The 23,565-nt window shown below is 44.6% G+C and carries 18 protein-coding genes and 1 other RNA gene; all 19 read left to right on the top strand.

What is annotated here, in order from left to right:
- The first annotated feature begins 14 nt into the window (after positions 1-14).
- The 19 genes from ACYQ3Q_RS10325 to ACYQ3Q_RS10235 all read left to right on the top strand — a co-directional run bounded on the left by ACYQ3Q_RS10325 (position 15) and on the right by ACYQ3Q_RS10235 (position 23,254).
- Entirely contained in the window at positions 15-1,271 is a 1,257-nt protein-coding gene (locus tag ACYQ3Q_RS10325; RefSeq protein WP_459928478.1) for an FAD-binding protein, read from the top strand.
- 16 nt (positions 1,272-1,287) lie between these two features.
- Positions 1,288-2,604, top strand: coding sequence for an anaerobic glycerol-3-phosphate dehydrogenase subunit C (locus tag ACYQ3Q_RS10320; RefSeq protein ID WP_459928477.1), 1,317 nt, complete (start codon positions 1,288-1,290; stop codon positions 2,602-2,604).
- A gap of 347 nt (positions 2,605-2,951) precedes the next feature.
- On the top strand, positions 2,952-3,524 hold the full coding sequence (locus tag ACYQ3Q_RS10315; protein ID WP_459928476.1) for a glycerol-3-phosphate responsive antiterminator: 573 nt from the start codon (positions 2,952-2,954) through the stop codon (positions 3,522-3,524).
- A gap of 314 nt (positions 3,525-3,838) precedes the next feature.
- Positions 3,839-4,549 (top strand): MIP/aquaporin family protein, encoded by a 711-nt coding sequence (locus tag ACYQ3Q_RS10310; RefSeq protein WP_459928475.1) that lies wholly within the window; start codon positions 3,839-3,841, stop codon positions 4,547-4,549.
- Positions 4,550-4,662: 113 nt separating this feature from the next.
- Complete coding sequence (glpK, locus tag ACYQ3Q_RS10305; RefSeq protein WP_459928474.1) at positions 4,663-6,165, top strand: glycerol kinase GlpK; 1,503 nt, start codon at positions 4,663-4,665, stop codon at positions 6,163-6,165.
- Positions 6,166-6,273: 108 nt separating this feature from the next.
- On the top strand, positions 6,274-7,881 hold the full coding sequence (glpA, locus tag ACYQ3Q_RS10300; RefSeq protein ID WP_459928473.1) for an anaerobic glycerol-3-phosphate dehydrogenase subunit GlpA: 1,608 nt from the start codon (positions 6,274-6,276) through the stop codon (positions 7,879-7,881).
- Entirely contained in the window at positions 7,878-9,143 is a 1,266-nt protein-coding gene (gene glpB / locus ACYQ3Q_RS10295; protein ID WP_459928472.1) for an anaerobic glycerol-3-phosphate dehydrogenase subunit GlpB, read from the top strand. The genes glpA and glpB overlap by 4 nt, the downstream gene beginning before the upstream one ends.
- The gene (locus ACYQ3Q_RS10290) at positions 9,143-10,357 is read left to right on the top strand and encodes an anaerobic glycerol-3-phosphate dehydrogenase subunit C (RefSeq protein WP_459928471.1); all 1,215 of its coding nucleotides are present in this window, start codon (positions 9,143-9,145) and stop codon (positions 10,355-10,357) included. Before glpB ends, ACYQ3Q_RS10290 begins: the two co-directional genes overlap by 1 nt.
- A gap of 44 nt (positions 10,358-10,401) precedes the next feature.
- Positions 10,402-12,135: a pyruvate kinase gene (gene pyk / locus ACYQ3Q_RS10285; protein WP_459928470.1), complete on the top strand. Its 1,734-nt coding sequence runs from the start codon at positions 10,402-10,404 to the stop codon at positions 12,133-12,135.
- A gap of 214 nt (positions 12,136-12,349) precedes the next feature.
- Complete coding sequence (locus ACYQ3Q_RS10280; protein ID WP_459928469.1) at positions 12,350-13,534, top strand: phosphoglycerate kinase; 1,185 nt, start codon at positions 12,350-12,352, stop codon at positions 13,532-13,534.
- A gap of 483 nt (positions 13,535-14,017) precedes the next feature.
- A complete protein-coding gene (tpiA, locus tag ACYQ3Q_RS10275; RefSeq protein ID WP_459928468.1) occupies positions 14,018-14,803 on the top strand; it encodes a triose-phosphate isomerase in 786 nt (261 codons plus the stop codon).
- Positions 14,804-14,805: 2 nt separating this feature from the next.
- Positions 14,806-16,350: a 2,3-bisphosphoglycerate-independent phosphoglycerate mutase gene (gpmI, locus tag ACYQ3Q_RS10270; protein WP_459928467.1), complete on the top strand. Its 1,545-nt coding sequence runs from the start codon at positions 14,806-14,808 to the stop codon at positions 16,348-16,350.
- A 19-nt stretch (positions 16,351-16,369) separates the two neighbouring features.
- Positions 16,370-17,647 carry a phosphopyruvate hydratase gene (gene eno, locus ACYQ3Q_RS10265; RefSeq protein ID WP_459928466.1) on the top strand — a complete coding sequence of 426 codons (1,278 nt, stop codon included), beginning with the start codon at positions 16,370-16,372 and terminating at the stop codon, positions 17,645-17,647.
- A 128-nt stretch (positions 17,648-17,775) separates the two neighbouring features.
- Positions 17,776-18,000 carry a preprotein translocase subunit SecG gene (gene secG / locus ACYQ3Q_RS10260; RefSeq protein WP_034143284.1) on the top strand — a complete coding sequence of 75 codons (225 nt, stop codon included), beginning with the start codon at positions 17,776-17,778 and terminating at the stop codon, positions 17,998-18,000.
- Between the two features lie 318 nt (positions 18,001-18,318).
- Positions 18,319-19,083: an alpha/beta hydrolase gene (locus tag ACYQ3Q_RS10255; protein WP_459928465.1), complete on the top strand. Its 765-nt coding sequence runs from the start codon at positions 18,319-18,321 to the stop codon at positions 19,081-19,083.
- Positions 19,084-19,124: 41 nt separating this feature from the next.
- Positions 19,125-19,676, top strand: a complete 552-nt coding sequence (locus ACYQ3Q_RS10250) for an HDIG domain-containing metalloprotein (RefSeq protein WP_459928660.1) — start codon at positions 19,125-19,127, stop codon at positions 19,674-19,676.
- A 108-nt stretch (positions 19,677-19,784) separates the two neighbouring features.
- Positions 19,785-20,255 (top strand): SsrA-binding protein SmpB, encoded by a 471-nt coding sequence (gene smpB, locus ACYQ3Q_RS10245; RefSeq protein WP_459928464.1) that lies wholly within the window; start codon positions 19,785-19,787, stop codon positions 20,253-20,255.
- Between the two features lie 173 nt (positions 20,256-20,428).
- Positions 20,429-20,779: a transfer-messenger RNA gene (gene ssrA, locus ACYQ3Q_RS10240) on the top strand.
- Between the two features lie 408 nt (positions 20,780-21,187).
- On the top strand, positions 21,188-23,254 hold the full coding sequence (locus tag ACYQ3Q_RS10235) for a sigma 54-interacting transcriptional regulator (protein WP_459928463.1): 2,067 nt from the start codon (positions 21,188-21,190) through the stop codon (positions 23,252-23,254).
- The last annotated feature ends 311 nt before the right edge of the window (positions 23,255-23,565 follow it).

The raw sequence follows: 23,565 nt of genomic DNA, 5'->3' as shown, positions 1-23,565 counted from the left end.
GAGGAGGGATTTCCATGTGGGATGGGATTATCGTTGGAGGAGGCCTTGCTGGTTTGTTGGCAGGAATTCGGGCCTCTGAAAGGGGAAAGCGCATCTTAATCATCTCTGAAGGGGTGGGAAGCCTAACTTACAGTTCAGGGGTCATGGATTTTGGAAATGTGGGACAGTTAGTCAAACAAGAAAAACACCCTTATTCGTTATTGGGCGAAAGGGCGGTACGCTCAGGAATGGACTACTTCCAAACGCTTTTCCCAGACTATCAGGGTAATTGGGGAGCAAGTCAACAAGTGCTTACCCCATTGGGCAAACCGAGAAATGCCGGGATTGTGCCTGAGGGTCTCAATGCGAAGGCGCTTCAAGATGCCCAGAGGATTGTGCTGGTAGTTCCTGAGGGATTGAAAGACTTTTTTCCGGAGGGAATAAAGTCTAATTTGGAAAGGTTTTATCCACGAAGTGTCGTGGTCATGTACCCCCTTCGTGTAGCAAAGTTTGAACCCTGGCATACCCTGGGGAAGTCAGTAACGGGTATGGATTATGCAAAGTATTGGAGATCGAATCAAGGAATCGAGGTATTAATTGAGTTTCTGGATCGGCTTACTCAAGAGATGGCTTCCGAATTCTATGGGACAAATGTGAGTCAAGGAGGGAGCGCAAGTCAGAAGGGTGCTGGAAATGGAAAATCGGTCGTTGTTTTTCCAGGACTGGCTACCTTGTTTTCGAAGTCGTTAAAGAAAGTTATTTCTGAAGCGCCATTTCCCGTTGTGGAGATGACGGCCTTTCCGCCTTCAGCCAGTGGGCATACCCTTTACGAGATTCTAAAACAAACGTTTCGAGCGTTAGGTGGAGAGTTAATCGTGGGGAGCGGTGTTAAGCATGTGGAGATTCACGGAAACCGCTGTCATAAAGTGATTGTGCAGAGTAAAGGTAAAGACACGGCGTTTGCCGCCCATTCCTTCATTCTCGCAACGGGTGGCATTTTTGGCGGTGGAGTTGAAGTGACACCCGAGGTTGCTCAGGAGAGGGTGTTTGGGCTCCCCTTATTTATCCCCTCTGAATGGACGAGTGCAGAATTTCTGGGTGAGCAACCCTATGCGCGGATCGGGTTAGAAGTGGATGGCGAACTCCGTCCAATTGATTTACAAAGCAACAAAGTAATCCTAGAGAATGTTCGGGTAGTTGGCCGTATGCTTGCGCATTGGGATCCGTGGGTAGAACGCTGTGGTGGTGGGGTTTCGCTGGCTTCTGGATGGTTCGCTGGAGAGAAGGTATAGAAAGGATGCCGTTAAAATGGGTTTTGCACAGGATAGGGTAAAGAATTTAGATGCATGTATTAAATGCAGTGCGTGTACCGCCCAATGCCCAGTTGCAGCGGTGTACCCACTTTTCCCGGGACCGAAAAATATTGGACCGGATGCTGAGCGTTTCCGGCTTGAGGGCTTGGAACTGGATCCTTCATGGTTTGATTATTGTTCGAATTGTAAAACTTGCGAAATCACTTGTCCGTCAGGGGTGAAAATAACTGACATGATTTTGAGGGCACGAGAAAAGGCCCTTGATCAAATAAAGACACAAGGGATTTCGGGTGGAAAACTTGAGCACGGAACCCTTCGTCACCAGCTTAGGGGGCTCGTTTTAGGTCGTGCAGAATATTTGGGACGATTAGGGACTATTTGGCCCGGTTTGACGAATGCCGTGCTTGGTGTATCGTTGGTTCGCGGATTGATGGAGCAAACCTTGGGAATTAGTCGAGATGCCCCGTTACCGGCATACTATCCGAAGTTGAAAAGTCCATCGTTAAGACGGAAAACGGGAGACGTTGCAGAAAAATCCGTTATACCAAGTAAACAAGTTGTTTATTTTCCCGGTTGTTTTGTCACCTACAACGATGCTTTGACGGGTCAGGCCGTCGTTAAAGTCTTGGAACATAACGGGTATGAAGTGATCGTTCCAGGCTTTCATTGCTGTGGAGTTCCCCTGCAAGCAAACGGCCATTTTCGTGAGGCGAGAGAAAATGCAAGAAAAAATTTAAACTTGATGCATCCGTATTTAAACGCTGGGGTACCCGTGATCACCTCATGTACGAGCTGTGGATTAGCTTTAAAGGAAGAATACCCAAAGATTGAAGCTTTGGAAGCACCGAGTGAACCGGGGGCACTAGGGTCGGAGCGCATCGGTCAGCTGACCTATGATTTATTTGAATTTCTGTGGGAACTCCATGATCAGGGAAAACTACGGGAAGATTTTCGGGAGGTTCCGATCTCGTTGGGGTATCATGCTCCATGCCATCTGAAGGCGCAAGGTATCGGGACGCCTTCTGTGCGTTTATTACGCTTGATGCCGGGAGTACATGTGACCGATCTGGATGCGGGATGCTGTGGCTTATCCGGAAGCTATGGCTTCAAACAGGAAAAATACGACTTAGCCATGCAAATTGGAAGTTCTTTGTTTGATCGAATTCAATACGGCGTGACCTGTGGGGAATTTCAAACCATAGCCACCGAATGTGGAGGATGCCAGGTGCAAATTCAGCATGGATCAGGGGTAAAAACTGAGCATCCAGTTTGGGTCGTTATGCAAGCCTACGGTTTAGACTTGAACCATTGAATGGGAGTACGTCGATAACGGAATCTTTTGGGATAGTATAAGTTTTCTCTTTTTTAACAAAATAGAAAAATCAAAAAATTATTTTTATAATCCTAAAAAATAAGCAGGAAAAAGCATAAATGCATCGAATAATGTATTGATAAGTTTCCTGATAATTTGATAATGGGTTAGGAGTAATGGAGATAACCCCTGATAGGCAGTTCCGTCTGGAAGTGCTTTATCAGGGGTTTTGTATTTTATCGGGTAAATAGATCAGAGTTATTTATGCCATAATAAGAGTACAGATTAGGGATTAAGGTAGATCTTTATGTGTTTTATTCACTATTGTGCTAGGAGGCAGCTAATAAATGGGTTTTCTGAAAAACTCCATGTTAGGGAAAAAAATCGGAGCAACTATTCGCAGGGTGGATGATATGAACGAAGCAATCCATCATCCGAATATTGGTGCTATTTTCCTCTTGGGCACAGATATCAATTTGCTGCCCTCCATAGTAAAAAAGGTCCTTCATGCCAATAAGGTATTGCTTGTTCATATTGATATGATTGAAGGTTTGGGTAAGGATAGAGCTGGAATACACTTGCTTGCTAGAATGGGTGTACCTGGGATTGTTACAACTAAGGCGAGCTTAGTCAAATGTGCTCGTGAGGAAGGTATTGTGGTTATCCAGCGTTTATTTATTTTGGATTCAGAATCTGTTAAAACAGGTATTAAGGTAGCGTCCGTTGTCAAGCCAGATGCCGTTGAGATCTTACCAGCGACTGTTCCCCACTTTGTAATTCAGGATATGAAGAAAACACTAGACATACCGATTCTCGGAGGAGGATTATTGAAAACTGAAGAGGATGTAAAGGTTGCTTTTTCAAAGGGAATAGACGCTGTCTCTACAAGTTTGCGGCATTTGTGGAATTTGAGTTTTTGATAAACAAGTTTGATGGTAGGTTAAAACAGGTAGTATTACATTAATTTGATAAGGGGTTAGGAGTAATGGAGATAACCCTTAATGAGACAGTTGTTTAACTGTTTCATTAAGGGTTTTTATAGTTATCCAGGCTGGCATAAAGGGATGCTGGCATTTATAAATAGTTTCTCGTGAATTCTACAAAGGGAACCACATTTTGTTTATGGAAAGGAGGTGAATTTTAGCGATTTGGTCAGATCTCATCATATGGAAATGCTACATTGATGCTAAGTTTCTTGATTATTAACTAGTATACAGAAAGAGGAGGAAAGAAGATGTCACCGTTTTTAGCGGAAATTATTGGGACAATGCTTTTAATCATTTTTGGAAGTGGAGTAGTAGCCGGGGTCGTATTGAATAAATCCAAGGCTCAAAATAGCGGTTGGATAGTTATTACCTGGGGTTGGGGACTGGGTGTTGCGGTTGCCGTTTATGCTGTGGGCAGTTTTAGCGGGGCTCATTTAAATCCTGCAGTGACCCTAGGTCTGGCAGTCATAGGTCAATTTCCTTGGGCTAATGTACCTTCATATATTCTGGCTCAGATGATCGGCGCGTTCTTGGGTGCAGTAATCGTCTGGTTACATTATCTGCCGCACTGGGGCGAAACTGAAGATAAAGACCTTAAATTGGCTGTTTTCAGTACAGGTCCCGCCATTCGCAATACTGCTGCTAATTTATTAAGCGAAATAATCGGTACTTTTGTTCTGCTTGTAGGCATACTGGCCATAGGTGCTAACAAACTGTCCGAAGGATTTGCACCGTTCCTCGTGGGTCTTTTAATTGTCAGCATAGGTCTTTCACTGGGCGGAACGACTGGATACGCTATCAACCCTGCGCGTGACTTAGGACCCCGGATTGCCCACTTTGTATTACCGATCAAGGGTAAAGGGGATTCGGATTGGAAGTACGCTTGGATTCCGGTAGTAGGTCCGCTTATCGGTGGGGTTTTGGGAGCATTATTTTTTGCAGAGTTCTTTATAAAGTAAGATTTATAGTTTTAACCATGAGGTAAACACCAACTTATTAAAGTCTTTGAGATCTGCTGGGAACATCGATATAATGCAGTTATGCTTAATAATTTAAGAAGGGGAGTTTAGATATGGAAAAGAAATACGTTATTGCGTTGGACCAAGGAACAACTAGCTGTCGGGCAATGTTGTTTGACAGTGAAAGTAATATAATAGGAGTAGCTCAGAAAGAGTTTACTCAGATTTTCCCTAAAGCAGGGTGGGTGGAACACGATGCAGAAGAAATCTGGAGCACTCAGTATGGCGTAATTGCCGAGTTGGTAGCGAAAACAGAACTTAATCTAGAAGAGGTTGCGGCCATTGGTATCACTAATCAGCGAGAAACAACCGTAGTTTGGGAGAAGGCAACCGGTAAACCTGTCTATAACGCTATTGTTTGGCAATGCCGGCGAACAACGGGTATTTGCGATGAATTGAAAGCTAAAGGCCTTGAAGAATCCTTCAGAACGAAAACTGGATTAGTTGTGGATGCCTATTTCTCGGGTACAAAAGTTAAGTGGATTTTAGATAATGTACCAGGCGCCCGTGAGAAGGCAGATAACGATGAACTTTTAATCGGAACTATGGATACATGGCTAATTTGGAAGCTGACAGGAGGGCGGGTTCATGTAACTGATTATTCCAATGCCTCCCGTACCCTCATGTATAATATTCGAGAATTGAAGTGGGATAAAGAATTACTGCAGGAACTTGGGGTCCCTGCCAGTATGTTGCCTGAAGTAAAGTCATCCAGCGAAGTTTATGGTTTGACTGATCCTGCACAGTTCTTGGGTTATGCTATACCCATAGCAGGGATAGCGGGCGACCAACAGGCAGCTCTGTTCGGTCAGGGCTGCTATACACCTGGTACCGCAAAAAATACCTATGGTACCGGATGTTTCATGTTGATGAATACCGGGGATAAACTTTATGATTCTAAAAATGGACTTTTGACCACGATAGCCTGGGGAATTGACGGCAAAGTTGAATATGCTCTTGAGGGAAGCATCTTTATCGCAGGAGCTGCTATCCAGTGGCTGAGGGATGGGTTGAAGATATTGGAAGCTGCGCCGGATAGTGAGTATTTTGCCGGAAAAGTTGTGGATACTGACGGAGTTTATGTGGTGCCGGCTTTTGCCGGTCTAGGAGCTCCCTATTGGGACATGAGAGCAAGAGGCGCTATCGTGGGTTTAACCAGAGGGACTACAAAGGAACACCTTATTAGGGCGACGCTGGATTCTTTGGCCTATCAGACGAAAGATGTCCTAGGGGCGATGGAAGCGGATTCAGGAATTAAACTGAAAGCCTTGAAGGTTGATGGTGGTGCAGTAGCCAATAACCTGCTTATGCAGTTCCAGGCCGATATCCTCGGAGTTTCAGTGGATAGGCCAAAGATAATCGAGACCACAGCTCTAGGGGCAGCCTTCTTGGCCGGTCTTGCAGTAGGGTTTTGGAAGAGTAAGGACGAACTGGCTATGAGATGGCAATTGGATCGTCGTTTTGAAAATTCCATGGACGATGCTCATAGAAACAAACTTTACAAAGGCTGGAAACGGGCAGTCACCCGTTCCATGGATTGGGATGTCGAGGACTAATTTGATAGAGGCTTGAGAAATGGAGAAGCCACACAGTATCAGGAAGTTATTTCCTGTATTGTGTGGCTATCTTTACTTTAAGTTTAGTATTAGTACGGAGGTAGGAAAATGTTCACAACCTATGAAACGCAGGTAGTGGTAATAGGGGGGGGGGCCACGGGGACAGGTATTCTCCGTGATCTAGCTCTGAGAGGAATACCCGCAATACTAGTAGAACAGGCGAGTTTGGCTTATGGTACCAGTTCTCGGTTTCATGGGCTCCTGCACAGCGGAGCCCGTTATGCCGTTAAAGATAATAATGCGGCCCGAGAGTGCATGGAAGAAAACAAAATACTGTGTAAGATTGCAGATAGCTGCATTGAACCTACCGGCGGTTTTTTTGTACAGGTAAAAGGGGACGATCCTGCCTATGTTGATGACTGGATTACTGCCTGTAAAAGAGCTTGTATTGATACGGAGGAAAAAGATGTCCGTGAACTGCTGAACAAAAATCCGGCTTTGTCTCAAAATGTCGTCAGGGCTTTTCACGTAGCGGACTGTACGGTCGATGGATTCCGGGTAATATGGGGAAATGTGAATTCCGCCCGTCATTACGGGGCGAGGATAATAACCCGCAGCAAAGTAACGACTGTTCTACAAAGCAATGGATATATTACTGGGGTTGAATTGACGAATCAATTTACGGGAGATAAACAACTGATTTCCTGCCAGATGGTTATCAATGCAGCTGGAGCCTGGGCTGGTGAAATTGCCGCCTTGGCCGGTCTTGATTTTAAGATGATTATGGATAAAGGCACACTTCTTGCTTTTAATCACCGGATTGTGAGCCAAGTTGTTAACCGATTGCGTCCGCCGGGAGATGGTGACATAGTTGTGCCTCACAACACTATTACAATTCTGGGCACTACATCTATTACTGTTAATGATCCCAGCTGCACCAAACCGGGTTATGAAGAAGTATTGAAACTTCTAGACATTGGTAAGGAAGTAATCCCAGAATTAGGTGCGCTTAGGTTGATTAGGGCCTTTGCCGGGGTACGGCCTCTATACCAGTCAGACGCAGCAGTGGATGGCAGAGCTGTTACCAGAAACTTCGCTTTACTGGATCACAAACAAATGCAGGGGTTAAACGGTTTTATAAGTATTGTTGGCGGAAAGTTTACAACGTATCGTCTAATGGCTGAAAAAACTGTCGATTTGGTATCCCAACGTCTGGGAGTTAACAAACCGTGCCGCACTGCCATTGAACCTCTAATGAATTCACTTCCGGATGAATTACTCATGCGCGGTAAAAAAGTTTTTGGCTTTCCAGGTGCAAAAAAGGCTGCAGAGCGCTTGGGCGACAATTTTGCCAGGGTAGTAGCGGAAGCAGAACAAAACCCAAGTAAACGAAAAATTTTTTGCGAATGTGAACAAGTAAGTTTCGCAGAAATAGACTATTTGGCACTGGATGAGGATAGCTTTACCCTTGGAGATTTGCGCAGAAAAAGCAGGATCGGCATGGGTACATGCCAAGGTACTTTTTGCGGTTACCGTACCCTAGGAGCGTTAAATCCATATCCCAAATTTGCAAACAATCACAAAGTCTTCTTGAGGGATTTTATGGAAAGACGTTGGTATGGAATAAGACCCGTATTATGGGGACAGCAATTGCGAGAAGCACAATTATCCACAGGAATATATTGCTCATTATTTGGGATGGAGAGAATGAAATGATGACTAAAAATGTGGATGTACTGATTATAGGGAGTGGCCTCTCCGGACTGATGGCTGCTGCTAAAGCGGCAGAGAAGGACAAAAAGATCCTCTTGGTAAATAAAGGTATGGGGGCGTTAGGTCTTTCGTCGGGTTGTATTGACCTATGGGGGTATAGTGTCGATGACCCGAGCCAAGTATGCCGCCATCCATTAAATGAGGTTGCCAAACTGAAGGGCATAAATCCGGAACATCCCTATAACAAGGTACAAGATGTTATAGCAGAGAGTTTAAGTTTCTTTCGGCAGATTTGTGAGCAGGGTAATAATCCTTATGTCAGTAACCAGGGAGAAAATTGGTTGTTGCCTACTGCCCTGGGTACAGTACGTCCAACTTATTTAGCTCCGACGAGCATGGCAGTTGACTCCCTGTCAAAATTGGACCGGATTTTGGTGGTAGGATTTAAGGAACTTAAGGACTTTTATCCAGAAGTGCTTGTAACGAACCTTAAGCGCTGCGGCGAATTAAACGAAGATTGTCAGTTAAAAACAGCCCTCATAAGTATGGAGGGTGATGAGCTAAATCCTAACACCTTAGCCCATCGTTTAGAGCAACCAGAGACAATGAAGAGGGTAATTAGCCAGCTAAAACCGTTAATCGAGCCAGGTGTTACGGTATTATTTCCTCCGGTATTGGGAGAACGCAGAGATTCAAACTTAGCTGCTGAGTTGGCTAAAAATTTAGGTTGTCCGGTCTATGAGGTGGCTAATATTCCCCCGGCCATGCCAGGGCAGCGCTTGCAGGAGACTTTGCTGCACTATGTCAAAGCTAGGGGAGTGGAAATCATTAACGGCTGTACAGTGACAGGCGCCGACGTTTTCGGTAAAAGGTGTCTAGGGGTAACTGCTGCAGGGAGTCATAGAGACTTCAAACTATCGGCCCAAACGTATGTGTTGGCAACAGGTTCTTTCTTTGGTGGTGGGTTAGAGGCCAAATCTGATAGAGTACAAGAGGGCATTTTTAATCTTCCGGTAAAAACAGTGGATGGAAAATGGTCAAACCGGGAGTTTTTAAACATCGAAGGACACGCTTTTAATCGATTCGGAATAGATGTAAATATGTTTTTACAACCGGTTGACAATTTCGGGCAGGTATTGATTGAAAACTTATTGATTGCCGGATCGATCCTGGCCGGGGCTAATTACCCCATTGAAAAATGTGGTAACGGAGTGGCTGTTGCTTCAGGATATAAGGCAGGAGAACTGGCAGGGAGGGCTGGCTGATGGGTTATACCAATGAATTTGCTTTGGATAACTGTTTGAAATGCTCCATTTGTGTATCTAGTTGTCCAGTAGTCAGGGTGACAGAAAAATATGCCGGACCCAAACTTAATGGTCCAGATTTGGAGCGATTTAGACTGGAGGCGGCAGAAGCTGTTCATCCTTCGGTGGGGTACTGTACCAACTGTAAAAATTGCGATGTAGCCTGTCCTTCCGGAGTGAACATCTCAGCCATGATTTCTAAGGCCAGAGGAAATCTGGTGGACAGAGAAGGAGCCCCTCTGAGGGATAAGGTGCTGGCTCACGCGGGACTGGTCGGCAAGTTGTCCAGCCTAGCGCCTGACATGGTCAATTGGGCTTGTAGTAATAAAAATCTGCGCTGGATGGGTGAGAAATTATTTGGCATAAACCGCGAAATTCCATTTCCCCGCTATGTAAAAAAGACTTTTTATGACTTGTTCAGAGCCAATAAACCAGCTCCCAGCGAACGAAAGGTAGTTTATTATCCTGGGTGTTATGTGCTCTTCAACACGCCCGAGGTTGGTATGGCTCTAGTCCAGGTACTTGCTAAAAACGGTATCGAGGTTGTCGTGGATAACTTTAGTTGCTGTGGTCTTCCTCTAATCGCTAACGGACTCTTAGAGAAGGCTAAAGTATACGCGGAGAAAAATAGTCAGAAACTGCAGAGTTATGTTGACCAAGGATTCAAAATTATAACGTCATGCCCTAGTTGTAACCTTACTCTTCGTTCGGAGTACAAAGAACTTTTTGGTCTTAACGTGACAAGCTGTTTGAGCGAGCATATTTATGATGTATTTGAGTATATGCAGCTACTAGCTGAGCAAGGGGAACTAAACACAAAGTTTATTCCCGTACCACTAAAACTGGGTTATCACCAGCCATGTCATTTGAAAGCACAAGGTTGTGGGATACCATCGATAGAAATTTTAAAGTTAATTTCAGATCTACAGGTAGAAGAGCTGGATGCTGGGTGTTGTGGACAATCAGGTAGTTATGGTTTTAAACAGGAAAAATATAGTATCAGTATGGAAATCGGTCAGGACTTAGTTCAAGCAGTAAAGAATATGGGGTCAAGACAGGTTTTAACAGAATGTGGGATGTGCCAGTTAAGAATTCAAAATAGTACCGGAGTTGAAGTGCTTCACCCTATTCAGGCAGTTGCACAGGCATACGGTCTTGGGACATCCTTAAAATAGGTCGCCAGTTCCATTGTGGACGGATATAAGGAAGGTAGCTGTCGATGAGAAGGACAAAAATTATTTGTACTATAGGGCCAGCCAGTGAAACTAGAGAAAAAGTTCAACAGCTTTTGACTGCAGGAATGAATGTCGCTCGTCTGAACTTTTCCCATGGAACCCATGAAGAACATGGTTTACGCATGGCTGTTTTAAAAGAGGAAGCCGCCAGAGCAGGAAAGCATTTAGGAATCCTGATGGATACTAAAGGTCCGGAAATCCGTACCAGTATGGTTCCTGAGAAAGGAATAATTCTCAATAACGGTGCTGTGTTTATTTTGGACACGAATCTCGCAATGGGTTCTCCAAAAAGAGTAGGAATAACTTATAAAGAGCTCTGGCAAGACGTTATTCCAGGGACTCATATTTTGATCGATGACGGACAGCTAGATTTGGAAGTTACGTCGGTACAGAAAGAAGAGATTACTACTATTGTGCGTAATGGTGGGATTCTTAAATCACAAAAGGGAGTTAATGTCCCCGGAGTTCCGATTAGATTACCAGGAGTAACGGAAAAGGACATTGAAGATATTCGTTTCGGCATTAAACAGGGAATCGATTTTATTGCGGCATCGTTTACCCGCAAAGCTTACGATGTTTTGGCGGTGCGCCAGATTGTTGAGGAAATGGGAGCAACGGTGCAAATAATTGCCAAGATAGAAAGCCAGGAGGGAATTGATAATCTGGATTCTATTCTGGAAGTTGCCGATGGGTTGATGGTTGCGCGCGGAGACTTAGGGGTTGAGGTTCCGGTTGAAGAAGTACCGGTTTACCAAAAAGAGATGATTCACAAATGCAATTTACTGGGTAAACCGGTAATTGTAGCAACACAAATGCTTGATTCCATGATTCGTCAACCTCGTCCAACAAGGGCGGAAGCCAGTGATGTGGCTAACGCAATATTGGATGGAGCCGATGCCATTATGCTATCGGGCGAAACCGCTGCCGGACAGTTTCCCGTTGAGGCTGTGCGCATGATGGATAAAATCGCTAAGCGCACGGAAACAACGATCCTAGAAATTAAGACAACCCGCCATCCCCATCTTAATGTGGCAGAGGCAATCAGCTACGCCAGCTATAGCATTGCCGGAGATCTCAATGCAGCGGCCATTTTAACCCCTACTCAATCCGGCTTAACTGCACGGATGATTTCCAAATATCGTCCCAAGGCCCTTATCGTAGCGGCTACCCCATTTCCTGAGGTAGCGCGAAAACTCGCTTTGCAGTGGGGTGTTGAATCCCTGGTGGTTCAGGAAACCCCTGGAACAGATCAATTATTGTCAGTAGCAGTGACTGCTGCACTAAACAAAGACTACATTCAAACAGGGGATACTGTCGTGATCACTGCAGGGGTTCCAGTAGGTAAAGTTGGTACAACCAATATGATTAAGGTTCAAGTTGTGGGTAGTATATTGGGGAAGGGAACAGGCATAGGGAGAAAATTTTATACGGGCACCGCCCGGAAAATCCAGTTACCCGAGCAAGCTCCATTCAATAATGGTGATATTCTTGTCGCTAGAGCAACCGATGCCAGTTTTGTACCGCTTATTGCCCGGGCCGGTGCGTTAGTCGTCGAGGAACCCGGGTTAACTTCTCATGCCGCCGTTGTAGCTTTAGAATACGGTATTCCAACTATTATAGGGCTGCCAGATACATTGAGCAAAATTCTCGAAGGGCAGACGATTACAGTCGATGCACTCACCGGGGTTATCTATGAAGGAACCGTTAGTATTCTGTAAAACTGGGTCAATTCGAGGTCAAGGCTCCATTCCAACATCCTAGTAATGAACAATTTTTTCGGGCAGGAAAAAACAGCTTGGTGTAGAATTAGTATAAGTTGGGCTAATTGAAATAATTAATGTTCGGGGGAGTAAGAAGGTACTTTCTACGGTATACTAAGGTATATTTTTCATAAACCCGAACCCTTGTCTCAAAGTGAAAGGGGATTTCTGTGTGAACAAAAAAAGCGTTAAAGATGTGGAGATACGAGGAAAACGAGTGTTGGTCAGGGTAGACTTTAATGTTCCTCTGGATAAGCAAGGTCAGATAACGGATGATACTCGAATACGGGCCGCATTACCCACGATCCTATACCTCGTGAGGGAAGGAGCACGAGTGATTCTTGCTTCTCACCTTGGGCGCCCAAAAGGGCAAGTAAATCCCAGTTACTCCCTGGCGCCTGTTGCCAAGCATTTGAGTGAACTGTTAGGACAAGACGTAGCCCTCGCCGAGGATTGCATAGGGCATCCAGCCATGAAAGCGGTTAGCACGCTACAAGATGGGCAGGTTCTTCTTCTGGAAAATGTCCGTTTCCATGCCGAAGAAGAGAAAAATAATCCAGAGTTTGCACGAGGATTAGCGTCGCTGGCAGAGCTGTTTGTGAATGATGCTTTTGGAACCGCTCATCGCGCCCATGCCTCTACAGAAGGGGTTACGCACTATATCCCTGCTGTAGCTGGTTTACTGATGCAAAAGGAAGTTGAATTTATGGGCAACGCTTTGGAACGACCGGAACGCCCCTTTGTGGCTATTATCGGCGGGGCCAAAGTGAGCGATAAGATTGGTGTTATTGAAAATCTTCTCGAGAAAGTTGACGTCTTGATCATTGGGGGTGGAATGGCAAATACTTTCTTAAAAGCTCAAGGGTTTAACATGGGAAAATCTCTTCTCGAAGCCGAAAAAGTGGAATTGGCAAAGCAACTTATCGAGAAGGCTAGATTAAAGGGAGTCCAGTTAGAATTGCCGATTGATGTAGTCGTTGCCCAAGCCTTTGAAGCAGATGCTGCTCATCGAACGGTGAATGTCTCAGAAATCCAAGACGATGAAATGGCATTAGATATTGGGGCGGCAAGTGCTGAAAGGTTTGCCACTCAGATTTCGACAGCTCGGACTGTTATTTGGAACGGTCCAATGGGTGTTTTTGAAATGGATGCTTTTGCTAAAGGAACCGAGCGGATTGCTCAGGCGGTGGCGACCTGTGGGGGGACCACGATTGTGGGAGGTGGAGATTCTGTAGCAGCCGTGGAGAAAATGAACGTTGCGGATCGCATGACCCATATTTCAACGGGGGGTGGCGCTTCTCTTGAGTTTTTAGAGGGGAAAGTTTTGCCTGGGGTTGCGGCGTTGAACGAGGCGTAAGGCCGAGAGAACCGAGGACCGAGGACCGAAGTGAGGCCCGAGGAGCGCTTTTCTGCCAAGCGTCGGCACGTTACGCCGCTGACGAGCTGGACGGTTCGCGAGCGCGTCCGAACCTCAGGGATGGATGCATGTGCCGCCGCTCCTTGCCATCCCTGGCACCGCGGCATCAGTCCATCCATGGACAAGCCCTACGGCGCGCTACGGGACGCGAACCGTCGGGCGCTCGTCTGGACGAGCGGCTTCACTAATGCGCTCCGCTTTGCAGAAAAGCGCTCCTTCTGGGTGGGTTTCGAGGGAAATGGGTGTTTAAGCTTTTTAGAAAGGTCTTCTTGGGCTTGGTGACGACGGGGGAACGTCGAACCTAGGGTAAATGTGAGGCACAAAGCAGGTTCTAGGCTCGAAGTAAAAGGTTAGAGAGGTATGAGTGTCGCGCATTGCGCATTGAACCTCGCGCCTCGAATAAGAAAGTGGAGGGTAAATAGAATGGCAAATCGACGGCCGGTCATCGCCGGCAATTGGAAAATGTTTAAAACTGTGAGTGAAGCAGAAGACTATGCAGTGAAGTTCTTAGAAGAGGTAAAGGATGTTACTGACCTCGATATTATTTTATGTGCGCCGTTTACGGCCCTTTATCCCCTAAAAAATGAACTGGAAGAAAGCATTGTACATATAGGTGCCCAAAACATGGCTTGGGCGGACCAAGGGGCCTATACTGGTGAAATCTCAGCTCAAATGCTGCTTGATGTTGCGTGTACATATGTGATACTTGGCCACTCTGAACGTCGGGAGATGTTTGGAGAAACGGATGAAGAGATTGCCAAGAAAGTACGGAAAGCGTTAGCTGCAGGATTAACCCCCATCGTTTGTTGTGGAGAGAATTTGAACGTTCGAGAAGAAGGGAAAGCAGTAGAGAGGGTCCAAGGGCAGGTTTCTCGCGCGCTAGTGGGCTTATCGACCGAAGATTTAAGCAAAATTATTGTCGCCTATGAACCCATCTGGGCAATTGGTACCGGGAAAACAGCCTCCAGCAAAGATGCCCAAGAAATGTGTGCCTCGATTCGAGCCACCCTGACAGGCCTCATGGGACTTGCTGCCGAGAAAGTGCCCATTCTCTATGGTGGAAGTGTTAAGGCAGATAATATTGCCGAGCTCATGACAGAGCCGGATGTTGACGGTGCACTCGTTGGTGGGGCAAGCTTAGATCCTTTAAGTTTTGCCAAGCTCATCCTCAACGCTGCTCCCCATGCAGCACGTGTGGAAGGAATATAGCGATGAACGTTGCCAAACCACTTCTCCTCATGATTCTGGATGGCTGGGGCCATCGTGATGCAATCGAAGGAAACGCCATCGCCCAAGCAAATTTGCCAAACTTTCGACGCTTGGAAAAAACATACCCCCACACATTCCTCCAGGCATCAGGGGAAGCAGTGGGATTGCCAGACGGTCAAATGGGCAATTCTGAAGTTGGGCATCTTAACATGGGTGCCGGGCGGGTAGTCTATCAGGAATTAACCCGAATCTATAAAGCGATTAAGGATGGAACCTTATTTGTAAATCCCGTCATAATCGAAGCGATGGATAATGCTCGCCTTCATAATAAGGCTTTTCACCTTGTGGGCTTACTCTCTGATGGAGGAGTTCATTCTCATATAGATCACTTGTTTGCCCTTCTGGACATGGCAAAGGAACAAGGATTAGAAGAAGTGTATATCCATGTCATTCTCGATGGTCGCGACGTCTTGCCGCAGAGCGGCAAACTTTATATCACTCAACTGGAACAAAAAATTAGGGAACTGGGGATCGGCAAAATTGCCTCTGTAAGTGGTCGTTACTACGTGATGGACCGAGATCAACGCTGGGATCGCTTAGAAAAGGGCTACGAGGCCTTGGCTTTGGGCGAAGGAAAAAGCGCAGCCAGTGCCTTAGCAGCGCTGGAGAGTTCCTATGATCAGCGTGTGACGGATGAATTCGTGATTCCAACGGTGATTGTGGATGAGGACGAAGAACCAGTGGGTCCCATTCAAGAGGGTGACAGTGTACTCTTCTTTAACTTTCGTTCAGATCGGGCGCGGCAAATCGCTCATGCCTTCGTAGACGAAGAGGTTACAGGGTTTGAATGCCCCATCCACCCGCGAGTTCACTTTGTGTGTATGACTCAGTACGAGGATACAATCTGCGCACCAGTCGCGTTCCCGCAACAAAACCTGAAAAATACCTTGGGAGAAGTCCTTTCGCAACATGGGTTAAAACAGTTGCGGATTGCAGAAACTGAAAAATACGCGCATGTGACCTTCTTTTTTAACGGTGGGATTGAAGAAGCTAATCCAAATGAGGAACGAATCCTTATTCCTTCCCCAAAAGTCGCGACTTATAACCATCAGCCTGAGATGAGTGCCCCAGAATTGACCCAAACTCTCCTAGAAGAACTAAGGAAAAATACCTATGATGTGATCATCCTTAACTTTGCTAATCCGGATATGGTTGGGCATACGGGTGTCTTCGAGGCAACCGTCAAAGCGGTGGAGACGGTGGACCAATGTTTGGGTGAGATAGTTGAGGAACTTCAAAAAATGAATGGGACCCTCCTCGTTACAGCTGATCATGGGAATGCCGAGGAAAAGATAGATCCGAAGACCGAGCTTCCTCTGACTGCCCACTCCACAAATTGGATTCCTTTCATTCTCGTTGATGATAGGCTTAAAGGGCAGAAGTTGCGTGAGGGTGGTGCTCTGTGCGATGTTGCGCCCACTCTTCTTGAATTACTTAATATTCCAAAACCAGAGGAAATGACCGGAAAATCGTTAATCATTACTTAAAATAAAGGGGGAAATTTTAATGAGCTTTATTACAGATGTCTATGCACGCGAGATCCTGGATTCCCGAGGGAACCCAACAGTAGAAGTTGATGTTGTTCTTACAGATGGAACCATAGGTCGTGCAGCTGTCCCTTCAGGTGCTTCTACTGGCGCTTTTGAAGCGGTTGAACTTCGGGACGGAGATAAAACCCGCTATATGGGCAAAGGGGTCTTGAAAGCTGTAGAAAATGTCAACCTTTTAATTAGCCCAGAAGTAGAGGGACTGAATCCGTATGACCAACCGGGTTTAGATCATTTGTTGAAGGAAATCGATGGCACGGACAATAAGGGGAAACTCGGAGCCAATGCGATTCTTGGGGTATCCATGGCGACAGCGAAAGCCGCTGCGGAATCCTTGGGCTTACCTCTTTATCAATATTTAGGTGGGGTAAATGCCAAAGAACTTCCAGTCCCTATGATGAATATTTTAAACGGCGGTCAACATGCTGATAACAATGTGGATATTCAAGAATTTATGATCATGCCAGTTGGGGCGTCCAGTTTTTCAGAAGCGTTACGCATGGGAACAGAGGTATACCACAGTCTGAAGGCCGTCTTGAAGGAAAAATCTCTCGCTACAGCAATCGGAGATGAAGGTGGTTTTGCACCTAGCTTAGAATCTAACGAAGATGCGCTCTTGTGTATCGTTGACGCCATTCAAAGGGCAGGATATCAACCTGGGGAAGACATTGGATTGGCCCTAGATGTAGCCGCCACTGAACTTTATGAAAATGGAATGTATAACTTAGCAGGAGAAGGAGTTAAGAAGACCTCGGACGAAATGATTGATTTCTATGAGGGATTGATCAAGCGTTATCCCATTGTCTCTATAGAAGATGGCTTGGATGAAGAGGACTGGGAAGGCTGGCGCAAGATGACTGAACGTTTGGGAGATCGTGTACAGCTTGTCGGGGATGATCTGTTTGTGACGAACCCAGAACGTTTGGCGCGCGGAATCAAGGAGAAATGTGGTAACTCGATTCTTATCAAGCTTAACCAGATCGGGACCTTAACCGAGACTCTTGATGCCATCGAAATGGCCAAACGGGCAGGTTATACGTCAGTCGTCTCACATCGATCCGGCGAGACCGAAGACGTCACCTTAGCCCATGTTGCAGTTGCAGTCAATGCAGGCATGATCAAAACAGGTGCTCCAGCCCGGACCGAACGGGTTGCCAAATACAACGAATTGCTGCGCATAGAGGAAGAACTTGGGGATAGCGCAGTTTATCGTGGCCGAAAAGCGTTAGCTAGATAGGACTGGTAGATAGCCCAAGCTTCAGGGATTTATTGAGTTTTAAGGGCACTTGTGCTAAAATAAAACTATTGATAATTTACAAGGTTGTAGTGATATATGACAATGGGTTATCTTAGGGGGTGAGTTATTTGCAAATTGCTTTAGTAATTCTTTTAATCCTTAGTTCATTAGGTCTGATTGCGGCTGTATTACTTCAGTCTGGAAGAAGTGCAGGATTATCTGGAGCTATTACTGGCGCTGGCGAGTCTATCTTTGGTAAAAAGAAAGGTATGGATGAATTATTCGCCAAACTCACGGGGGTTTTAGCGGGTGTCTTTTTGCTGAGTTCCTTGGGTCTAGCTATGATTGCTTAGTAAGAGAGTTCGAGTGCTTCTTCAACTTATAGTATATTGTAAATAGATGATAGATTACTGCTCTTACTCTACTTTTACGCTAATAAAGCCAAATCAAGGAGGGGCACTTCATACGAGGTGCCCTTCTGTGCTATTCTTTGTGGGATTCAATACTTCTCTGGATAAAATGTAAAGTGCAGACACTCTTCAATGAGAGTAGACCGCTCCTTCGCTAAAGTAGTCTCAATGGTCGTTTTAGCTGGACGATTTCGCTTAATTACTGGCTACATAATAATCGAATTTCGAATATCGTAAATCGATTAAGAGGAGGATGTTCGAGTGGAACCAAAAAGACGCTTGGTGGAACCCTTTCATTTCTCGGGGAATCGTGTTGGGTGTTTGCTTATTCATGGATTTTCAGGAGCTCCTTCAGAGATGCGCTGGCTGGGCGAACGTCTGGCTAAGTTTGGTTGGACGGTCCGTGGAATACGTCTTTCGGGGCACGGAACGACTCCAGAACAGATGGCAAAGACGCGCTGGGAAGACTGGGCTAAAGACGCTGAAGCCGGGGTAAGAGAGCTTAGAGAGACGTGCGACACTGTAATCGGGGTGGGTCTATCTATGGGGGGATTGCTAACACTTCATTTGGCGACGCTTGGTTTGATTGACGGGATTGTTACTATGAATGCACCCATGGTGCTTGCCGATCGGAGAACCCGTTATGCTGCGCTTGTAAGACCCTTTGTAAAGTTTGTGGGAAAATCAACAACCTCTACGACCGGGACTGCATCAGGCCTTGAGCGTTTCGTCTATGACCGGATTCCGGTGGATGGCTTAATCTCCCTTAACCGAGGGATTCGTCAGGTGCGCAGCAAACTTTCTGCGATTACCTGCCCAGCCTTACTGATGCAAAGCAGAAAAGATTTTACAGTAAACCCGGTTAGTATTCAAATTATTAAGAAGCAAATCCAGCACGTTAACCCGATTCTCCACTATTGGGAAAACTCCGGGCATATCCTAACGCTTGGACGGGAGCGAGAAGAGGTTGCGTTAAAGGTCCATGAATTTCTCCTGCAGTTCATGCCGCAGGAGTCAATATCCTAGTCTAGCAAGTATTTAATCAAGTGAGAGGAAGCTGTGTAATGATGACACGGGAAGAAGCTTATTCAGAGTTAATCAAGTATGTGGACAATAAGAACTTATTAAAACATATGCTTTCAACAGAAATAGTCCTGATTCGTTTAGCTAAGCATTTTGATCAGGATCCAGATCTATGGGGAATGGCAGGCCTTCTGCATGACATCGATTATGAAGATACCAAAGAGCAGCCGGAGGTCCACTCTTTAAAGGGCGCAGAAATATTAGAAAGTATGGGGTTGCCACAAGAACTTGTCTATGCCGTAAAGGTTCACAACCAGCGGCATGGTTTACCGCGTATCTCCCTATTAGATAAAGCCCTTTATGCGACTGACCCGATGACAGGTCTTATCGTCGCGGGAGCTCTGATTCGACCGGACAAAAAGCTCTCAGGAGTAGATGTTCCGTTCCTACGCAAAAAGTTTGATCAAAAAGCCTTTGCCAAAGGAGCAGATCGTCAACAAATTCTCACCTGTAGTGAATTAGGCCTTTCGTTGGAGGAATTTCTAGGATATGGGCTTGAAGCAATGCAGGGAATTTCTTTAGAGTTGGAACTTTAATTTAGTGGGAAGTTGAATTAGAAGTGGTCAGGCAAAGTATCTAAGCACAGCTTGGTGTGAATAGGTAATTTATGGTATAATTACATACTTAGTGAAAGGAGGAGTCGTATGCCTTCGGAGGGAATTAAAATTGTTTCCGATAATCGTAAAGCGTTCCACGATTATTATATTGAAGATAGAGTCGAGGCTGGAATCGTTCTTACCGGGACTGAAATAAAATCGATCCGTAACGGGAAGATCAACCTGAAAGATAGTTATGCCCGTGTAACCAATGGCGAAGTATGGGTTCATCAAATGCATATCAGCCCTTATGAGCAGGGTAATCGGTTTAATCATGATCCACTACGGCCGCGTAAATTATTATTGCACCGTTCAGAAATAAATAAGTTAATCGGGAAAGTACAGCTTCAAGGCTTGACCCTTATTCCGACTAAGATGTATTTAAAAAAAGGGATGGCTAAGGTAGAATTAGCGGTCGGTCAAGGGAAGAAAAATTACGATAAGCGTCAGTCTCTAGCCGAAAAAGAAGGTAAACGCGATATTGAGCGAGCACTTAGAGAGCGGAATAAAAACTACTAAAACGGATAAAGTCATAAAATTTATTTATTTAGGGTTTTATATATTACCGCTCAGAAGAACTAATAAAGAACAATGGTTTTATCGATTTTCCACTAAAATGCAGAGATACCATGGATATTCACCTATTCTTTATACGCAAATGTGGTATACTATGTGTGTAGAAACTTTTACATGGGGGCGTTCTAGACTCGCTCGGGGAAGCGGTGGCAAAGGTTGCGCGTCGAGATTCCACCTGGTCTCGTTAAACGGTGGACCTAATAGTTAACGAAAATAATTACGCTCTAGCTGCTTAAGTGCCGCTAGCATCCTGCCTTCAGAACCTACGATGAAGAACCAGGGTGTCAATTAAGTAGGACGCTCTAATGTCAATGCTCGGAGACATTAGCTAAGATTATCGAGCTAGCCTGAACTGAATCCTGGCCTTTAGGAGTCAAGACTGGCGAAATTTAAATTAAAGGACACACGCGTAGACGCTTTTGTGGCAGCTCTTCGATACAGGGGTGCAAATCCCCTCGCCTCCACCAAAATATGGTAAATATAGAATATGATGTTTTTATATACGAAACCGTTAAATTGCTTGGCAAGTGTTATTACTTTTTCGAATAAGTATGTACTTAACATAATTAATATTAGTAAGAAAAGGCGTTCCGACGGAGGAACGCTTTTTTCTTTCCGCTGAGTAGATCTAAAAGGCTACTGGAAAAAATATCGGCGAACCTCTTATACCTCCAGATTCCGAGAGGGGCGATACGAACACTGACTAAATAAGCAATGGTAGGAGTAAGGATATAGTGATATGATGATTATATATGCGAATTGCCTCATTGATACGTTCGACTAAATCACCTCGCTATTGACTAAATCCCACATATTCTGTCTAATGTTTGCATAGAGCGGGTAAATTTTTTCATTAAGCTAAAGGAGTTGCTAAAATGAAAGCTTTTGACATAATGCACAAGGTAAATCCACTGCCATTACGATGTAATATTGCAGAAGCTAATGATATTTTACAACAGAGCAAGACGGACTTTCTTCCGGTTGTAGATGAAGAAAAATACGTTGGTATACTTTCAAAGGATTCTTTACTAAAAGCAATCTTAAAAGGGTTAACTCATGATGCTAGTATTAAGGGTTGCCTTGATCAAAATATACCGTGTGTACAGTTTGACACTGAATTAGAAATGATGCCTATTTACAGTGACGGTGTAGTGGTATCAAATTGTGATAACCAGGTTATAGGTATAATTAGAAATATTGATTTTTTTCGGGCGTTCCGTTCGGACATTGATGACCTCCAAGACCGTATGTATGCAGTGATTGAATCGGCCCATAATGGTATACTTGCAGTTGACCTAAACGGAAACATTATTCTTGCTAATCGAGTGGTTGCTGAGATTCTTGAAATCTCTGTAGATCAACTGATGGGTCGTCAGGTGACTGAATATATTCCAAACTCTTTAATGCCAAAGATTTTAATCACGGGAAAATCTCTCTACGGTGAAAAATTTCTGCTTAATACGACACCCATATTGGCAAACTATTCTGCTGTTATAAAAAATGGTGCCATTTCAGGCGCTGTCTGTGTGTTTCAAGACTTATCGAGTATGGATGCTATCCATAATGAACTTGACTCTGTAAAAAAGCTTACCAGAGAATTAGAAGCCATCATTGATTCTTCTTACGATGGCATATATATAACCGATGGCAATTGCCGTACTCTGAATTGCAACGAAGCTTATCAGCGAGTAACCGGAATTTCTACCAGTGAAGTCATAGGAAAAACGATGCAAGAATTAGTTAAAGCGGGAGTATTTGACCAGTCGGTATCTATTCTGGTCATGGAAAAAAAGAAGAGTATTACTATTACCCAAACAATAAAAAAGACCGCTAAGAAATTATTGGTAACCGGCAACCCCATATTTGACGAAAACGGTGACTTATTCCGGATTGTAACCAATGTACGCGATGTGACAGAACTTTATAATTTGCAAAGTCAACTCCAAAAATCAGAGGAACAAACCTTATTGTATGAAACGGAATTAAGACATTTACGTTCACAACAGGCTATGGATACGGGCATTATTTACCGCAGCACATGTATGAGCAAGATTATTGAATTAAGTCTTAAACTAGCTAACGTCGATTCTACTGTCTTAATTACCGGGGAATCCGGCACTGGAAAAGAATTATTAGCAAAGTTGATTCACAAACATGGAAAAGGTATCAACAAACCCTTTATTAAGATTAATTGTGCAGCCATACCTGAACAGCTCTTAGAATCAGAGTTGTTCGGCTATGATTCAGGGGCCTTTACGGGCGCGAAAAAAGAGGGAAAACCGGGTTTGTTTGAATTAGCTCACAACGGTACTCTGTTTCTTGATGAGGTAGCCGAAATGCCGATTCTGCTCCAGTCCAAGCTCTTGAGGGTGCTTCAAGAGAGACAAATCGTAAGAGTAGGTGGAACAAAACCATTGGATGTTAATGTAAGGATCATCGCTGCTACCAACCGCGATCTTCCCAAGATGGTCAAAGAGGGTAATTTCAGGGAAGATCTATACTATCGTCTGATGGTTATACCTATTGAACTACCGCCCTTACGGGAGCGAAAAGAAGATATTCCGCTTTTGGTGAAACACTTCGTCGATATATTAAATAATCGCTATAGTTACAAATACCATGCTTCAGCTCAGTTACTCAATGTATTATCTGATTATCCCTGGCCTGGAAATATTCGCGAACTCTCAAACATCATTGAACGTTTAATGATTACGACAAGTGAAGATGAGTTATCTGTAGATCTGTTACCAGAAACTATTTATCGAAAAGACGTATTTCCGGAATATGGTACACAGCTTCAAGATGCAGCTGCCCAAGCAGAAGCATATCTCATTGCTAAGACCTATGAAGAATGGAAATCATGGGCTAAAGTGGCTGAAATACTGGGAGTGAACAAAAGTACCATATATCGTAAAGCTTTAAAACATGGATTGCTAAAGTAGGAGACGCAATATTGCAACTTTGTCGCAATATTGCGAAAAGAGCTTGTTGTGCGATTGAAGACCGTATTCAGAAAATTTAGAATGCAATTCTGCGACAATTTCATGACTAATGAATCCAAATAACTCCTCAATAGAGGGGTTATTTTATTTGGCATCGTTATTGCAATATTCTTGGATATCTCGAAACTCATATTTAGCCTAAGGGGGTGTATATTAACACTTCATCATTAATTAAGCTCCAAACTCAAACCCATCTTTCAGTGATTACTAAACTTCTGGCTATTTAAGTAGAAAGTGAGTTCTCTGAAAAA

The sequence above is a fragment of the Desulfosporosinus burensis genome, assembly GCF_054657535.1.
This window is presented reverse-complemented; position numbering and strand designations above follow the sequence as displayed.

Excerpts from the sequence above, each read along its gene's own strand:
- ACYQ3Q_RS10325 (WP_459928478.1), top strand. The coding sequence starts at position 15 with ATGTGGGATGGGATTATCGTTGGAGGAGGCCTTGCTGGTTTGTTGGCA.
- ACYQ3Q_RS10320 (WP_459928477.1), top strand. The coding sequence starts at position 1,288 with ATGGGTTTTGCACAGGATAGGGTAAAGAATTTAGATGCATGTATTAAA.
- ACYQ3Q_RS10315 (WP_459928476.1), top strand. The coding sequence starts at position 2,952 with ATGGGTTTTCTGAAAAACTCCATGTTAGGGAAAAAAATCGGAGCAACT.
- ACYQ3Q_RS10310 (WP_459928475.1), top strand. The coding sequence starts at position 3,839 with ATGTCACCGTTTTTAGCGGAAATTATTGGGACAATGCTTTTAATCATT.
- glpK (WP_459928474.1), top strand. The coding sequence starts at position 4,663 with ATGGAAAAGAAATACGTTATTGCGTTGGACCAAGGAACAACTAGCTGT.
- glpA (WP_459928473.1), top strand. The coding sequence starts at position 6,274 with ATGTTCACAACCTATGAAACGCAGGTAGTGGTAATAGGGGGGGGGGCC.
- glpB (WP_459928472.1), top strand. The coding sequence starts at position 7,878 with ATGATGACTAAAAATGTGGATGTACTGATTATAGGGAGTGGCCTCTCC.
- ACYQ3Q_RS10290 (WP_459928471.1), top strand. The coding sequence starts at position 9,143 with ATGGGTTATACCAATGAATTTGCTTTGGATAACTGTTTGAAATGCTCC.
- pyk (WP_459928470.1), top strand. The coding sequence starts at position 10,402 with ATGAGAAGGACAAAAATTATTTGTACTATAGGGCCAGCCAGTGAAACT.
- tpiA (WP_459928468.1), top strand. The coding sequence starts at position 14,018 with ATGGCAAATCGACGGCCGGTCATCGCCGGCAATTGGAAAATGTTTAAA.
- gpmI (WP_459928467.1), top strand. The coding sequence starts at position 14,806 with ATGAACGTTGCCAAACCACTTCTCCTCATGATTCTGGATGGCTGGGGC.
- eno (WP_459928466.1), top strand. The coding sequence starts at position 16,370 with ATGAGCTTTATTACAGATGTCTATGCACGCGAGATCCTGGATTCCCGA.
- ACYQ3Q_RS10250 (WP_459928660.1), top strand. The coding sequence starts at position 19,125 with ATGACACGGGAAGAAGCTTATTCAGAGTTAATCAAGTATGTGGACAAT.
- smpB (WP_459928464.1), top strand. The coding sequence starts at position 19,785 with ATGCCTTCGGAGGGAATTAAAATTGTTTCCGATAATCGTAAAGCGTTC.
- ACYQ3Q_RS10235 (WP_459928463.1), top strand. The coding sequence starts at position 21,188 with ATGAAAGCTTTTGACATAATGCACAAGGTAAATCCACTGCCATTACGA.